A 15,202-nucleotide genomic window follows, 5' to 3' on the forward strand; every position below is an offset into this window, starting at 1 on the left:
ATCACGCCCCAGGCGGCACACGCCTGTTAAGATGGCCGTATGCAAGGAAGGGGTCGAGGCTGTCGGCCCTGCTTTCCAACGGAGAGACTCATGAGTGTGCAAATCATTGCCCGTGACGGCGAACCGGAATACGCGGTGCTGCCCTGGGCCGATTATCAGGCCTTGTTGCTGGCCGCGGGGCGTCAGGAGGTTGCCACGACCGTTGCGCCCACACCGGCGCCTGAAGCCAATCGCGCGCCGCTTGCGCAGTTGCGAGCGCTGCGCGAAGCCAAGGGCCTGAGCCCGGAGGCGCTGGCTCGCAGCGTCGGCATCAGCCCCCATTATCTGGCCATGATCGAAAGCGGTGAGCGTCAACCCGATGCGGCCATCCTGCGCTCGCTAGCCTGGGAGTTGGGGCTGGAGGGCTGGTCTTGAGCGTACGCATCAGTCGCCAACACTGGCAGGCGTTGCTAACCGAGCTGGACGACGCCCGCCGTCAGCGCCATCTGCTCACCTATCGTGCATTGATCGAGCGGCTCGATCTGCCAACACCGGCCATGCAAACCCTGACTGCCGCGTTGGAGCACCTCGCTGCGCTGGATGCACGTGCCGAGCGACCGCTGCGCAGCGCACTGGTCATCAGTCAAGGCGCCAGTCGCCTGCCGCGCACCGGGTTCTTCGACTGCGTGACGCGTCTGGGGCGGTTCAGCGGCGCTTCCGACGGCGTGGCGGCAGCATCCTGGCATGCGGCAGAGGTGGTGCGGGTGTTCGAATTCGAGTATCCCGCCGATGTCTAGATGGCTCTGGCAGGCCCGAGCGCGGCTGGGGTACTGGCTGGCACGGCGCCTGTTTCACTGGCCAGCGGCATTGCGTCAGCCGCATCTGTGGCAGTGGATGCAGGGGCAGTACGGGCGTATGGCCAACCTGGGTGACACTTCGGCACAGAGTTTCTATGGCCATATCCTGCTGTTTCGCGGTCATGGCCTTGGCGCGCGCGAGGAAGGGCTGAGGCTGTTGCGTCTGGCAGCCAATGGCGGCGATGGCAAGGCTGCCTACCAGCTGGGTGTACAGGCGCTGAAGGGCGATACCCGGCTAGCGCCGGATGCCGTGCAGGCCGTGCGCTGGTGGGAAATGGCCGTGGCTGCCGGCCACCCGCTGGCAGCTGGCCGCCTGAGCCAGCTCTATCGTGAGGGCGCTCCGGGTTTGCAAGCTGACCCTCAGGCTGCCGAGCGCTACGCCACCATGGCGGACGGGGAAGGCCGCTCAGGCCGCTGAGCCCTCCAGAATATGCAGGCTGTAGCCAGGCACTGCCTTTGCGTGGCGCTTGGCCTCGGAAGCCAGTTCTGCCAGGCGTGATGCATCGAGCTGCGCGCAGTCTGTCGTTCTTACGTGTACGACGCCGATCGAAAGTGACAGCAGCGCATATTCCTGGCGCTGGCCATGGCGGTTGTGGGCGATGAAACAGCCAGCCTGAAGGTGTTCCTCGCGGTAGAAGCGCCGGCACTGATTCTGGAAATCCTCGATCAGCTTGCCGAGCTTGTCGCGCCAGTCTGGCGAACCAAGCACCAGCATGAAATCGTCCCCGCCGATATGCCCCACGAAGTCACGCGCCGGATCGACCCGTTCGTTCAGGCACTGCGCCAGACACAACAGCACCTCGTCGCCCTTGGCATAGCCGTAGAGATCGTTGAAGGGCTTGAAACTGTCGATATCGACATAGCACACCGCCGCTTCGCGCTGCTGCTGCAACAAGCGGCTCAGGCACTGCTGGATCGGCACGTTGCCTGGCAGCAGGGTCAGCGGGTTGGCGTGACGCGCCTGCTGCAGCTTCTGCTCGGTGATCAGCTTGAGCACGTCGATCACCCGTCCCAGGCCAAGATAGCGGCCGTTCTGGATGACGATGAAGTCTTCCTCGATACGCTGGCGTGCGCGGCTGGTGAGCAGGCGGCTGACCTTTTGCAGCGATTGCGTCAGCTCCACGGCGAGAAAGTCCTGGCTCATCAGGCGGCTTATGGGTTTACGTGCGAACAGATCGGTGGCGAAGGGCTTGAGCAGCGCTTCGGACAGCGAGTGACGGTGGACGATGCCGACCGGTTGTCGCTGGGCGTCCAGTACCGCCAGGGAGTTGAGGTTGGCCTGGGCGCGAAATACGTCCAGTACCTCGGCGATGGGCGTGTGCTGGTCGACTGCAAGCTGGTCGTTGAGCAGGGCGCTGAGGTCATGGCTGTCTTCGCTGAGGCTGGCCTGGTTGCTCTGTACTTGGGGGAGCAACTGACGCGCCTCGCGCGGGGGCTTTTCCTGCGGTCTGCTGAGCAGGTAGCCCTGTACCAGGTCGACGCCCATTTCCGTCAGTACGGCCAGTTCTTCGGGCAGCTCGATGCCCTCGGCGATCACTTGTGCACGTGAGGCTTCGGCCATTTTCAGGATGGAGCCGACGAACTCGCGTTTGACCGCGTCCAGGTGGATGCCATCGATGAAGTGGCGGTCGATCTTCACGTAGTCCGGGCGCAGCTCCGACCACAGGCGCAGGCTGGAATAGCCGGCGCCCAGATCATCCAGGGCGATGGAAAAACCCATGGCGCGGTAATGGTGCAGCGCGTTGTCGAGGAGGGTGAAGTCTTCGGTGGGCGACTGCTCGGTGAGTTCGATTACCACCTGGCTGGGCGGGATGCCGAATGCCTGCAGCAGTTTCAGGGTGCGCCCGGGCTGATGACTGGGGTCGAGCAGCGATTCCGGTGAGACGTTGAGAAACAGCTTGCCTTCCAGGCCCAGGGCGCTGAAGCCTTTGCAGGCGCTTTTGCGGCAGGCCATTTCCAGCTCGCTCAGGCGGCCGGCATGGCGGGCCACGGCGAACAGGGTCAATGGCGAATGCAAGGGACTGTTGGATGGGCCGCGAGTCAGTGCTTCGTAGCCGAGGATACGCTGTTCGGACAGCGAGACGATGGGTTGGAACAGGCTGCTGAGGTCGCCGTGAGCGAGGATTTTGCCCAGTGCGCTCAACTGCTCGGTGACGGTCATGATGTTCTCGATCTGCCGGAAAACGAAGGGGCCGGTTCTTAACCGGCCCCTGCATTTCACGACAGTTCGATGACGATTTGATGACGATCCTTGAATCGCCTCAATGCAGCGCGAGCGACGGGTTCAGCCCCAGGTAGTCGAGCAGGATGCGTCCGCTTTCTGCGAGGTAGGCGTCATCTTCCGGTGTGCTTTTGTCGTCGGCCAGTGGCAGCGCGTCTTCGTCTTCCTTGGCCAGCTCCTTGAGCGGCTCTTCGCCCTTGGCCTGACGACGGTTGTTTTCCAGAGCCAGCTGCTTGGCTTCGACTTCGGCCTGGCGCGCACGACGGGTCTGCTCGTTGAGGCTGACGGTTTTTTCCTCCATCAGCTTCTTCGCCAGGGTCAGGCGGTCGCGGGTGAAGACGAAGTCCGGGTCCTTGGCCGTGCGCTTGTCATGGCGAGCCTTGAGCTCGGTCAGGAACGGCTTGATCGGATCCAGCTCGGGCTTGATCGCCGGGCGGATGCTGTCCCAGGGGAGGGCGGCGGGCAGGGCGCTCTCGCCGATGTCCTTGGTGTCCATGACGTCCGGATAGGTGATGTCGGGAATCACGCCCTGATGCTGGGTGCTCTGGCCGGAAACGCGATAGAACTTGGCCAGGGTCAGTTTCAGTTCGCCATGGTTGAGCGGCTGAATGGTCTGCACCGTGCCCTTGCCGAAGGTCTGGCCGCCGAGAATCAGCGCGCGGTGATAATCCTGCATGGCGCCGGCGAAGATTTCCGAGGCAGAGGCGGACAGGCGGTTGACCAGCACGGCCAGCGGGCCGCTGTAGTAGACGCCCTTGTTTTCGTCGGCAAGCACGTCGACGCGGCCGTCGGCGTTGCGTACCAAAACGGTGGGGCCCTGTTCGATGAACAGACTGGTCAGCTCGGTGGCTTCCTGCAGCGAACCACCGCCGTTGTTGCGCAGGTCGATCACCACGCCATCGACCTTCTCTGCCTGCAGCTCATCGAGCAGGCGTTTGACGTCACGGGTGGTGCTCTTGTAGTTCGGGTCGCCGGCGCGGAAGGCCTTGAAGTCGAGATAGAAGGCCGGCAGCTCGATGACGCCGAGTTTGTAGTCACGGCCTTCGTGCTTGAGTTCCAGGACCTTTTTCTTGGCGGCCTGTTCTTCCAGCTTGACCGCTTCGCGGGTGATGGTGACCACCTTGCTGCTCTGGTCGCTGGGCGGATTGCTGGCCGGAATCACTTCCAGGCGCACGGTGGAGCCTTTCGGGCCACGAATCAGCTTGACCACTTCGTCCAGGCGCCAGCCGATCACATCGACCATTTCATCGTTGCCCTGGGCGACGCCGACGATCTTGTCGGCCGGCGCGATCTGCTTGCTTTTCTCGGCCGGACCGGCAGGCACCAGACGTACGACCTTGACGTGCTCGTTGTCGCTCTGCAGGACGGCACCGATGCCTTCGAGCGAGAGACTCATGTTGATGTCGAAGTTTTCCGCGTTATCCGGCGACAGATAGGTGGTGTGCGGATCGTAGGTGGTGGCGAAGGCATTGATGTAGGCCTGGAACACGTCCTCGCCACGAGTCTGCTTGAGACGCGCCAGCTGGTTCTTGTAGCGCTTGGTCAGCAGCTCCTGAATGTCCTTGGTTTCCTTGCCGGCGATTTTCAGGCGCAGCACTTCGTCCTTGACGCGTTTGCGCCACAGCTCGTCGAGCTCGGCACGATTCTTGGCCCAGGGGGCTTTCTCGCGGTCAACCTGCAACTCTTCATCGACGGTGAAGTCGATCTTGTCGACGCCCTTGCCCAGCTCGGCCAGGGCGAAGTTCAGGCGCTCCTCCAGGCGGGTCAGGTGGCGGCGATAGATGGTGAAACCCGGTTCGAGATCGCCGCTCTTGAGCAGGTCATCGAACTTGGTGCGCCACTGGTTGAATTCGGCAATGTCGGCCGCAGTGAAATAGCTGCGGGACGGATCGAGCAACTTCAGGTAGTTGTCATAGATCTGAACCGAACGCTCATCGTTGAGTGGCGGCTTGTTGTAGTGGTGGCGGCGCAGCAGCTCCACTACGTTGAGACTGGCGATCACCTGGTCGCGATCCGGCTGCAGGTAGTCCCAACTGGTCGCTGTGGTGGTCTTGGCCGCCAGCGGCAGGGCACTGAGGCCGAGAACGAGGGCGAGGGCGGTGCTTGCAAGGGAGCGCTTCATGCTGATTCGACGTAGTGGCAGGTGATAACGCATATTAGGCCGTATTTGAGGGCGCCAGGTTCCGTTGGCGCTAGGCGAAAGCCCGGCGGTCAGCGCTGGGCTCGGTTCACTTGCACTATGGAGGCAGCATGAAGGCATTGCAAGGCGTCGAAGGGCGTGCAGAGTGGCTGGAGCAACCGGCGCAGAGCTGTGATGCAGGGCAGATTCGCGTGAAGGTGGCGGCCGCTGGGCTTAACCGGGCCGATCTGTTGCAGCGTGCCGGGCTATATCCGCCGCCGCCAGGTGCCAGCCAGGCGCTGGGCCTGGAGTGTTCCGGAGTGATTGTCGAAGTCGGTGCTGGCAGCGCCTGGCAGGTGGGTGATCGCGTCTGTTGTTTGCTCGCTGGCGGCGGCATGGCCGAGGAGGTGGTGCTCGACGCCCGCCACGCGATGCCGGTGCCCGAGGGCCTGAGTCTGGTCGAGGCAGCGGTGGTGCCGGAGGTATACGCCACGGCCTGGCTCAATCTGTTTCAGCTCGGCGCTTTGCGCCCCGGCGAGAAAGTCCTGCTGCATGCCGGCGCCAGCGGCGTCGGTTCGGCTGCCATCCAGCTGTGCAAGGCATTCGGCAGTCCGTGCTGGGTCAGCGTCGGCTCTGCCGAGCGCCTGGCATACTGCGAAGCGCTCGGTGCGCAGGGTGGTGCCTTGCGTGGCGAAGATCTGCAGGCCTTGCATGATTTCGGGCCGTTCGATGTGATTCTCGATCCGGTCGGCGGGAGCTACGCAGCGCTGAATCTGGAGTTGCTGGCGCGTGACGGACGCTGGATCAATATCGGCCTGATGGGCGGGCGCGAAGCTACTCTGGACCTGGCTCAGGTACTGGGCAAGCGCATCCAGCTGACCGGCTCGACCCTGCGCAACCGCGATGATCAGTTCAAAGCCGATCTTCTGCGTGATCTGCAGCAACAGGTATGGCCGCTGTTCGGCGAGGGACGATTAAAGCCGCAACTGGAGGGCAGTTTTGCGATCCAAGATAATGAGGCGGCGTTCGAGACACTCGCCGGTAACCAAGTCGCCGGTAAACTTGCGCTGCTGATAGATTCCAGCCTGGTCTGAAGCAGGGCTACTGATAGCCTGTGGCGCGGGCTGCGTCATCGATTGGTGCACTCAATCGATATCATGGTCGTAATCAATAAGCTTTTTTCCGTTAGGTGGCTAATATAGCGACCGTAGATTTCAACCCTCACAGAAACCTCAGAAGGAGTCAGAGATGTCCCTCATCAATACTCAAGTTCAGCCGTTCAAGGTCAACGCTTTTCACAACGGTGAGTTCATCGAAGTCACCGAGCAGAGCCTGCAGGGCAAGTGGTCCGTGCTGATCTTCATGCCGGCTGCCTTCACCTTCAACTGCCCGACCGAAATCGAAGACGCTGCCAACAACTACGCCGAGTTCCAGAAGGCCGGTGCCGAGGTCTACATCGTGACCACCGACACCCACTTCTCGCACAAGGTATGGCACGAAACTTCGCCGGCCGTTGGCAAGGCTCAGTTCCCGCTGATCGGTGACCCGACTCACCAGCTGACCAACGCTTTCGGCGTACACATTCCGGAAGAAGGCCTGGCCCTGCGCGGTACCTTCATCATCAACCCGGAAGGTCAGATCAAGACTCTGGAAATCCACTCCAACGAGATCGCTCGTGACGTTTCCGAAACTCTGCGCAAGCTGAAGGCTGCTCAGTACACCGCCGCCAACCCGGGTCAGGTTTGCCCGGCCAAGTGGAAGGAAGGCGAGAAGACTCTGGCTCCTTCGCTGGACCTGGTTGGCAAGATCTAAATTGCCGACTTCCTTTCCGGCCGGCCTCGGGCGGAAAGGACCAACTCTGCGCTGTTTGGGCCATTAACCGGCCCTTGTGGTGCCCGATGCCCGGGCGCGATCCGTCCGGGCATTTTATTGCCCGAATTTTCGTATTTGAGGAATTTCCGCCATGTTGGACGCCAATCTTAAAGCCCAGTTGAAGGCCTACCTGGAAAAGGTCACCCAGCCGTTCGAGATCGTCGCGTCCCTCGATGACGGCGAAAAATCCCAGGAATTGCTCGGGCTCCTGCAAGACATCGTCAGCCTGACTGACAAGATCACCCTGAAAACCGATGGCGGTGATGCCCGTCGTCCGTCTTTCTCGCTGGTGCGCCCCGGTGCGGATATCGGCCTGACCTTCGCCGGTATCCCCATGGGTCACGAGTTCACCTCGCTGGTGCTGGCACTGCTGCAGGTGGGCGGCCATCCGTCCAAGCTGGACGCCGACACCATTGCGCAGATCAAGAGCATCGAAGGCAAGTTCGAGTTCGAGACCTACTTCTCGCTCTCCTGCCAGAACTGCCCGGACGTGGTTCAGGCGCTGAACCTGATGGCCGTGCTCAACCCCAACATCCGCAACGTCTCCATCGACGGTGCGCTGTTCCAGGAAGAGGTCGAGCGTCGCCAGATCATGGCCGTGCCGAGCATCTACCTGAACGGTGAGGCCTTCGCTTCCGGCCGCATGGACGTGAAGGAAATCCTTGCCAAGATCGATACCGGCGCCGCCAACCGCGATGCCGAGAAGATGAGTGCCAAGGAAGCCTTTGACGTGCTGGTGGTGGGCGGTGGCCCGGCCGGCGCCGCAGCCGCCATTTACGCTGCGCGCAAGGGCATCCGCACCGCGATTGCCGCCGAGCGTTTCGGTGGCCAGGTGCTGGACACCATGGCCATCGAGAACTTCATCTCGGTCAAGGAGACCGAAGGCCCGAAGCTGGTGCGTGCGCTTGAAGAACACGTCAAGGAATACGAAGTCGACGTGATGAACCTGCAGCGTGCCTCAGCCCTGGTGCCGGCCAGCAGCGAAGGCGGCCTGCACGAAGTCAAGTTCGAGAACGGCGCCTCGCTCAAGGCCAAGACCGTGATCCTCTCCACCGGCGCGCGCTGGCGTGAAATGGGCGTGCCCGGTGAGCAGGAGTACAAGGCCAAGGGCGTGTGCTTCTGCCCGCACTGCGACGGCCCGCTGTTCAAGGGCAAGCGCGTGGCGGTGATCGGCGGCGGTAACTCCGGCGTCGAGGCGGCCATCGACCTGGCCGGCCTGGTCGCCCACGTCACCCTGCTGGAGTTCGCCGACACCCTGCGTGCCGACGCGGTGCTGCAGAAGAAGCTCTACAGCCTGCCCAACGTCACCGTGATCAAGAGCGCACAGACCACCGAGGTCACCGGCGACGGACAGAAGGTCACCGGCCTGGTGTACAAGGATCGCACCACCGAGGAACTGCACAACGTCGAGCTGGAAGGCATCTTCGTGCAGATCGGCCTGTTGCCCAACAGCGACTGGCTCAAGGGCACCGTGGAGCTCAGCCGCTTCGGCGAGATCGTCGTCGATGCCAAGGGCGCGACCAACATCCCCGGCGTGTTCGCTGCCGGCGACGTGACCACCGTGCCGTACAAGCAGATCGTCATCGCCATGGGTGAGGGTTCGAAGGCTTCGCTGTCCGCCTTCGACCACCTGATCCGCCATAGCTGATCGGTTGTTGCGGAAACGAAAAGGCCGCCCCTCGGGGCGGCCTTTTTCCGTTTGGCGGACCTGCGAACTCTGTAAAGAAAATTGCCTGTTTATCTGGCGCAACAGCCGCTGGTGACCTCCTCTCGTATGTACAGGCTAGGTCGTTTCTGATTCGCCTTTGGTTATGCGTGCCAACGGTTGGCCGGCGAGCATAGCTAGGACATGGACGCCGAGCATCGCCGAGGTCAGGCCGAGCAGCATGCCCGTGTAGCCCAGGCGATCCAGGAGCACGCCGGCGGCCACCGGCACCGCCAGGCGCGAGACGACGAACAGGCTGGCCTGCAGGCCGTAATCGACGGCCTGGCGCTGGTGGCGGGTGAAATACATCATCAGGCCGAAGACCATGGCGGAGATCGCGCCCATGGCCGCTGCCACCAGCGTTGCGCCGATGATCAGCCCGAGCGTGCCGCTCTGACTCCAGAGCACGGCGGTCAGGCCGGCCAGGGCGAAGAGGGCGAAACCGGTGAACAGCGGCATGGCCCGGGCCACCCCGAGCCGGCGCAACAGGCGCCCGCCCAGCACGCTGGCCAGGGCACCGACCACGCCGCCGCCGACCCCGGCCACCCAGGCCACTTGGGTGGCCGGCATACCCTGATCGAGCAGCAGGGGCTTGAGGTACAGCCAACTGGCGCCAATGAAGGGAAAGCAGGACAGCAGCAGGCAGGTCCACAGTGCTGCCCCGGGTTGCTCGAAGTAGCCGCGCCAGTTCGGCTCGTGCCTGCTCTGCGCAGCGTCTGCCTGGCCTTGCGGCGCACCTTCGCCCAGCAACGGCAGCAACAGCGCGCCCAGCAGCAGGGCGCCGGCCATCAGCACGAAGGGCGCCTGCCAGCCCCAGTGCGCGTGCACCAGCAGCATCAGGCCGCCACCGACGATGGCGGCCAGAAACAGCGCCGCCGAGCGGATCGCCCCGGCGCGCACGCGTTGGCTTTCTGGCAGAAGCTTGATCGCCAGGGCGTTGACCGGAATGTCAGCCCAGGTCGCCAGCACCCCGGCCAGCAGTGTCAGGGCGAAGAACAGGCCATGCCTGTCGAGCAGTGCCTCGCGGCCTGCCAGCAGCAGAACCGCCGCCAGCCCCAGGCTCAGCAGCAGTGCCCAGCTTCTGTAATGCGCGCCGGCGAAGCGCCAGCGCTCCACCGGCAGCGCCAGCAGGAACTTGAACACCGCCGGCAGCCCGGCCAGCTGGAACAGGCCGATCTCGGTGCCCGACCAACCGTGCTGGCGCATCACCAGCGGCATGCCGAGCAACAGGTAGATGCTCGGCACCGCCAGGACGAAGTTGAGCCAGCCGAACAGCGCCTGGCGCCCGAGCAGGTGCATGTTCATTGCAGGCTCCTACGGCCGATCACGGCGGTGACCGGGGTTACCGGGAAGGGCACCTCGCGCTGCGTCTGCAAGGCGCTGAAACCGGCCCGCTGCATGGCCTGGCGCAGGCCTCCGGTGTGGGTCAACTGGCGCCCGAGCATGCGCATGGACAGGTAGTAGGAGAGCATCTGCCGCGCCGCGTCCTGGCTGTCGGGAATTTCCGCCTGGGCGCAGACCAGCACGCCGCCTGGGCGCAACGCGGCGTGGATCTTGCCCAGAGCCTGGTCGATATCGGGCACGAAATGCAGCACGGAGGAGCACCAGATCAGGTCATAGCCCTCGCCGATCGGGTCGCGGATCAGGTCGCCGCTGCGGCCCCGCAGACGCCCGCCGAGGCCGGCCGCGTGGATGTTCTCTTCGGCTACGCTGATGGTCTCTGGCAGGTCGAACACCTCGCCGCGCAAGTTCGGGTTGGCCTTGGCCAGGGCGATGGCCACCAGCCCGGGGCCGCCGCCCAGGTCGAGCAGGCGTTGGGCGCGGTGGAATTCGGGCAGTTGCGAGAACACCGCCAGCGCCGCCTCGGCCGTTGCCGCCCGTTGCTCCTGGGCGATCTGCAGGCGCGCTGCCGCCTGCCAGTTGGCCGCGGTGCCGGCGAGTCGGGGGGCGGTGCTCGCTTCGCCGGTGCGTAGCTGCTCGTCCAGGTTCTTGCCGAAGTGGCGCAACGCCTGCAGGCGCAGGCTCCAGGCGTCGCCGCAATGCTGCTGCGAGTCGTGATCCAGGTAGCGGCTCGCCAGCCAGGAGGCCTGGTAGCGCCAGCCTTGCGCAGGCGTTACGGCTTCCTGACGATCCAGCAGGCGCATGCTCCAGAGCATTTCCAGCAGATGCTCGGTGTTGCTCGGGTGCAGGCGCAGGCGCTCGGCCACGATGCCGGCCGACATGGGTTCGGCGAGCAGGCGGAACAGCTTCAGTTCCAGAGCCACGCGCAGGGCGTCGGCCTGGACCGAGGCCAGGGCCAGGTCCCAGTAGGGTTGCAGCTGGTGGCCGCCGGTGGCGTTGGTGTGTGGGGTCATAGTCGATAGCTCAGGCGTAGGCCGATCTCGCGTGGCTCGCTGTACACACGCGCCATGCCGTTGAGGTAACCGACCGCGTCGTAGCGCTTGTCGGTGGCGTTTTCCACGTAGGCGCTCAGGCCCAGGTGCTCGAAGTCATAGCCGGCGCTCAGGTCGAGCAGGGCGTAGCCGGCGCGGCCGTAACGGTTGGCCGAATCGAGGTAGGTGCGACCCACGCCGCTTATCCCGGCCTGGGCGAACCAGCCGGCGTCGGCGTCGTAGCGCAGGCCCAGGTAGCTGGTCAGGTCGGGCGCGAAGGGGGCGTGGTTGCCCTGGTAGTCGGCGCTGCCGTCCTGAAAGCGCTCGAAGCGCGTGCGGTTGATGCCAAGCGAGGCCTGCAGTTGCCAATGGGCGCCGAGCAGGTAGTCGGCCTCTAGTTCCAGGCCGCTGCTGCGAGCCTCGGCGGCATTGGTGATGTAGACCATCCCGGGCTGCACGATCTGCTGCACCTGCATGTCGCTGATCTGCATCCAGTAGAGGGCGGCCGAATAGCGCAGGCGACGTTCCGCGGCCCAGCCCTTGATGCCGAGTTCATAGGCGTCCACCTGCTCCGGGTCGTACGCCGGGTAGCCGGCCGAGGCGGAAAAGGCATTGAAGCCGCCAGCACGGAAGCCTTGCGAATAGCTGGCATAGGCCTGGGTGTCGTCGCTCCAGGCGTACTGCAAGGCCAGCTTGGGGGTGAAGCGTTGCCACTGGTCGCTGCGGTTGCCGCTGTCACGGGGCGACAGGCTGACCTCGTTGCGCTCCATCCGCGCGCCCAGGGTCAGGGACCAGTGCGAGGTCAGCGCTTGCGTCCACTGGCCGAACAGGGCGGCGGTGTTGCCGCCCAGATCCACCTGGGTGCGGGTCATGGCCATGGGCAGCTTCTGGCGATAATCCAGCGAGTGGTCGTCGCGATCGGCATAGAGGCCGACGAGCCACTGACTCTCGGCCCCTTCGCCTTCCAGGCGCAGTTCCTGGGACAGGGTACTTAGGTGGTAGTCGCGTTCGAGGTGCAGGGTGTCGATCGGCAGGAAGTCGGTGTCCTGGCGCACGCGATCATAGAAGTCGTTGCGTGCCGTGATCGAGTGCAGGCGCAGGCCGGAATCCAGCTCATGCTCGACATCCAGCGACAGGCTACGGCCGCTGGAATGGTTCCAGCTGCGGGTGCCGGAGCGCACCTCGCGGTGCGACGAACCGGCCGCGCCCCACTGCGAGCCGCCATCGCGGTAGTCCTGGCGGCTGTAGCGCAAGGTGGCGCTGGTCGCTGATGCGGGTGTCCAGCGCAGCACGGCGCGGCCGTTGTGGCGCTCGCGATCATCCTCGTCGCGGCCACGGTAGGCGTTGTCGATGAAGCCGTCCTGTTCGAGCCATTCGCCGGCGATGCCGCCGTACAGCGTATCGGCCACCAGCGCCTGGCTCAGGTCGAAGCGCAGCACGCGCTTGTCGCGGTTGCCCAGGGTGGCATCGACCCGCGCGTAGGGCGCGTCGTCGATGGGGCGGGTGTGCAGGTGCATCACGCCGGCCTCTGCGTTGCGCCCGTACAGGGTCGATTGCGGGCCACGGAGGATTTCCACTCGCTCCAGCGCCAGCAGGTTGTGGTCGAAGCCCTGGCCCATCAGGGAGGGTACGCCATCGACCAGCATCAGCACGGAGGAGGAGAACGCTGTGGCACTGGAGCTGATGCCGCGCATCACCGGTACGTTGGTACCGGACTGGCCGAATGGCTGGAAGACGAAGTTCGGCGTGCGCCGGGCCAGCGCCTGCAGGTCGTCGGCCCCGGCGTCGCGCAAGGCTTCGCCCTGCACCACCGACACGCTGGCCGGTACGTCCTGCAGATCCTGTTCGATCTTGTTGGCGGTAACGGTCATATCTGGCAGTCGTTGTTGTTCTGTAGCCAGCGCCAGCGTTGGCATCAGTAAGCCCCCCAGTATGACGCCCCCCCAGCGGATACTCATTTCTCGCATTTCTCCCTCTCGAACGAAAAGATGGCAAGCGCGCCTGCGGGCAGGGCGGATACCTGCCGCAAAGGCGTGCTTTTGATGTAATACGAATGCTACAGATAGATAGGAATGCGTATCATCTAGATTGATATGATTTCAGAATTTTCCCGTATGCGAACCGGAGGAAGGACCCATGACTGCTGTTCAACGGATATCCCAGCCGCATCGATTAGCGATGAGTCAGGCACGGCTGGTGCGCCGGGAAACCTCCGGCTGGGAGCGTCAGCAACTGCCGGAGGAGCTGGGCGACTGCTACTCGGAGCGTTTCGTGCTGGATCACGACTTGTTGGTGGTTCGCTCGCGCTACCATCCGACCCGCGACCTGATCGAGGAAACGGTCGACCCTCATGACCGCCACATGCTGGTGATCACCCTGGGCTTGCAGGGGCAGTCCGGCTACAAGGCACGCAATGGCGATACGCTGTGTTTCCGTGCCGGCTTCACCACCGTCACCGCTTTCCATGGCAGCCAGGGGGAACGCTGCTACGAAGCCGGCACGACGGTTTCCCAACTACGGCTGCTGGTGGGCGAGAACACCCTGATCAGGTATCTGGGCGCGGAGCGTGCCGGGACGTTGCTGGGCTCGGGGCATATCCGCCAGCTGGCCTTTCGCAAGACCAGCGGGGCCAGCAGCGCCCATGCCGGAGCCCTGCAGCGGTATCTCAACGACCCTCAGCGCATCGCAGCGCTGGACATGCATATCCACACGCTCAGCCTGCTTTCCGAGCAGCTCAATCTGCTCTGTCCGGCAACGCCTAAGGCGCTGCAATTCAGTACCCAGGACATCGAGAAGCTGGAGCGCGCCCGCGATCTGATGATCGAGCAGATCGACCAGCCACTGACCATCGCCTACCTGTGCGCGGCGGTGGGGCTGAACGAATTCAAGCTCAAGGAAGGTTTCCACTACCGCTTCAACACCACGCCCCACCGCATGCTCCACGAAATGCGCATGCGCAAGGCCCATGTCCTGCTGGAGAGCGGACACCAGGTGGCGCAGGTGGCATACCGCGTTGGCTATCGCTACCCGAACAACTTCAGTGCGGCATTTTCCGCATTCTTCGGCCAGGCGCCGAAGTCGGTGTTCGGTGCGCATCGGCGCCAGAGCAAGGATCTGGCATCGGGCGAGTAACCTTGGTGCGAGGTTCGTCGCGTTGAAACGAAAAACGCCGCGCTCTGCGAAGAGCACGGCGTTAGAGTTTTGGCGGGCTACCTCAGCGCTTCAGACCTCCCAGGGTCAGCGGCATCTGGCGGTTCACATCCTTGTACAGCAGGTAGCGGAAGCGGCCCGGGCCGCCGGCGTAGCAGGCCTGCGGGCAGAAGGCGCGCAGCCACATGAAGTCGCCGGCTTCCACTTCGACCCAGTCCTGATTCAGGCGATACACCGCCTTGCCTTCCAGCACGTACAGGCCGTGTTCCATGACATGGGTTTCGGCGAAGGGGATCACGCCGCCCGGCTTGAAGTTGACGATGTTGACGTGCATGTCATGGCGCATGTCGCTGATCTCGACGAAGCGCGTGGTGCTCCAGCGGCCTTCGGTGCCGGGCATGACGATCGGCTCGATGTCCTGCTCGTGGGTGACGAAGGCTTCCGGATAGGACACGCCCTCAACCGGTTGATAGGCTTTGCGCAGCCAGTGGAAGCGTACGGCATCGCTGCTGTTGTTGCGCAGCGACCAGTCGCTTTCTGGCGGGATGAAGGCGTAGCTGCCCGGACGCAGGGCGTGCCGTGTGCCGTTCAGGGTCAGGTCGCAGGTGCCTTCGACGACGAAGATCACGCCTTCGGCGCTCGGGTCCAGTTCGGGCTTGTCGCTGCCACCGTTCGGGCCGACTTCGACGATGTATTGCGAGAAGGTTTCGGCGAAGCCGGTCAGCGGGCGGGCGATGACCCACATGCGCATGTTGTCCCAGAACGGCAGGTGACTGGTGACGATGTCACGCATCACGCCCTTGGGGATCACGGCGTAGGCTTCGGTGAACATGGCGCGGTCGGTCAGCAGTTGGTCCTGACCGGGATGGCCGCCATGCGGGGCGTAGTAGTAGGGCGATTTGCTCATCGAGAGAGTGCCTCGGCGGG

General features: G+C 63.9%; 13 protein-coding genes. 7 read left to right on the top strand and 6 right to left on the bottom strand.

The window, feature by feature from the left end; genetic code table 11:
* The first annotated feature begins 90 nt into the window (after positions 1 to 90).
* From GYB81_RS02535 to GYB81_RS02545, 3 genes are read left to right on the top strand one after another with little or no spacing between them, the layout of a single operon-like run.
* Positions 91 to 414 carry a helix-turn-helix domain-containing protein gene (locus GYB81_RS02535; protein WP_161864503.1) on the top strand — a complete coding sequence of 108 codons (324 nt, stop codon included), beginning with the start codon at positions 91 to 93 and terminating at the stop codon, positions 412 to 414.
* A complete protein-coding gene (locus GYB81_RS02540; RefSeq protein WP_013714484.1) occupies positions 411 to 776 on the top strand; it encodes a hypothetical protein in 366 nt (121 codons plus the stop codon). Before GYB81_RS02535 ends, GYB81_RS02540 begins: the two co-directional genes overlap by 4 nt.
* Positions 769 to 1,254: a tetratricopeptide repeat protein gene (locus GYB81_RS02545; RefSeq protein ID WP_161864502.1), complete on the top strand. Its 486-nt coding sequence runs from the start codon at positions 769 to 771 to the stop codon at positions 1,252 to 1,254. The genes GYB81_RS02540 and GYB81_RS02545 overlap by 8 nt, the downstream gene beginning before the upstream one ends.
* Here GYB81_RS02545 and GYB81_RS02550 read toward each other — a convergent pair.
* Together GYB81_RS02550 and GYB81_RS02555 are read right to left on the bottom strand one after the other, a co-directional pair.
* Positions 1,243 to 2,997: a bifunctional diguanylate cyclase/phosphodiesterase gene (locus GYB81_RS02550; RefSeq protein ID WP_161864501.1), complete on the bottom strand. Its 1,755-nt coding sequence runs from the start codon at positions 2,995 to 2,997 to the stop codon at positions 1,243 to 1,245. The genes GYB81_RS02545 and GYB81_RS02550 overlap by 12 nt on opposite strands.
* Before the next feature lie 100 nt (positions 2,998 to 3,097).
* Positions 3,098 to 5,179, bottom strand: coding sequence for a carboxy terminal-processing peptidase (locus tag GYB81_RS02555; RefSeq protein WP_161864500.1), 2,082 nt, complete (start codon positions 5,177 to 5,179; stop codon positions 3,098 to 3,100).
* A gap of 128 nt (positions 5,180 to 5,307) precedes the next feature.
* Here GYB81_RS02555 and GYB81_RS02560 point away from each other — a divergent pair, with 128 nt between their 5' ends.
* The 3 genes from GYB81_RS02560 to ahpF all read left to right on the top strand — a co-directional run bounded on the left by GYB81_RS02560 (position 5,308) and on the right by ahpF (position 8,696).
* Positions 5,308 to 6,270, top strand: a complete 963-nt coding sequence (locus GYB81_RS02560) for a zinc-binding dehydrogenase (protein ID WP_161864499.1) — start codon at positions 5,308 to 5,310, stop codon at positions 6,268 to 6,270.
* A gap of 154 nt (positions 6,271 to 6,424) precedes the next feature.
* Entirely contained in the window at positions 6,425 to 6,988 is a 564-nt protein-coding gene (gene ahpC, locus GYB81_RS02565) for an alkyl hydroperoxide reductase subunit C (protein WP_013714489.1), read from the top strand.
* A gap of 151 nt (positions 6,989 to 7,139) precedes the next feature.
* Positions 7,140 to 8,696, top strand: a complete 1,557-nt coding sequence (gene ahpF, locus GYB81_RS02570; RefSeq protein WP_161864498.1) for an alkyl hydroperoxide reductase subunit F — start codon at positions 7,140 to 7,142, stop codon at positions 8,694 to 8,696.
* 135 nt (positions 8,697 to 8,831) lie between these two features.
* On the opposite strand, the gene GYB81_RS02575 is transcribed toward ahpF, so the two are convergent.
* From GYB81_RS02575 to GYB81_RS02585, 3 genes are read right to left on the bottom strand one after another with little or no spacing between them, the layout of a single operon-like run.
* On the bottom strand, positions 8,832 to 10,058 hold the full coding sequence (locus GYB81_RS02575) for an MFS transporter (RefSeq protein WP_161864497.1): 1,227 nt from the start codon (positions 10,056 to 10,058) through the stop codon (positions 8,832 to 8,834).
* Positions 10,055 to 11,107, bottom strand: coding sequence for a methyltransferase (locus tag GYB81_RS02580; RefSeq protein WP_161864496.1), 1,053 nt, complete (start codon positions 11,105 to 11,107; stop codon positions 10,055 to 10,057). The genes GYB81_RS02575 and GYB81_RS02580 overlap by 4 nt, the downstream gene beginning before the upstream one ends.
* Positions 11,104 to 13,092, bottom strand: a complete 1,989-nt coding sequence (locus GYB81_RS02585) for a TonB-dependent receptor (protein WP_161864495.1) — start codon at positions 13,090 to 13,092, stop codon at positions 11,104 to 11,106. Before GYB81_RS02585 ends, GYB81_RS02580 begins: the two co-directional genes overlap by 4 nt.
* Before the next feature lie 169 nt (positions 13,093 to 13,261).
* Here GYB81_RS02585 and GYB81_RS02590 point away from each other — a divergent pair, with 169 nt between their 5' ends.
* Positions 13,262 to 14,257: a helix-turn-helix domain-containing protein gene (locus GYB81_RS02590; RefSeq protein ID WP_161864494.1), complete on the top strand. Its 996-nt coding sequence runs from the start codon at positions 13,262 to 13,264 to the stop codon at positions 14,255 to 14,257.
* Positions 14,258 to 14,339: 82 nt separating this feature from the next.
* On the opposite strand, the gene GYB81_RS02595 is transcribed toward GYB81_RS02590, so the two are convergent.
* On the bottom strand, positions 14,340 to 15,182 hold the full coding sequence (locus tag GYB81_RS02595) for a bifunctional allantoicase/(S)-ureidoglycine aminohydrolase (protein WP_161864493.1): 843 nt from the start codon (positions 15,180 to 15,182) through the stop codon (positions 14,340 to 14,342).
* Positions 15,183 to 15,202: the final 20 nt, after the last annotated feature.

It is taken from the genome of Pseudomonas yangonensis (genome assembly GCF_009932725.1).
In the GTDB taxonomy this organism is placed as follows: domain Bacteria; phylum Pseudomonadota; class Gammaproteobacteria; order Pseudomonadales; family Pseudomonadaceae; genus Aquipseudomonas; species Aquipseudomonas yangonensis.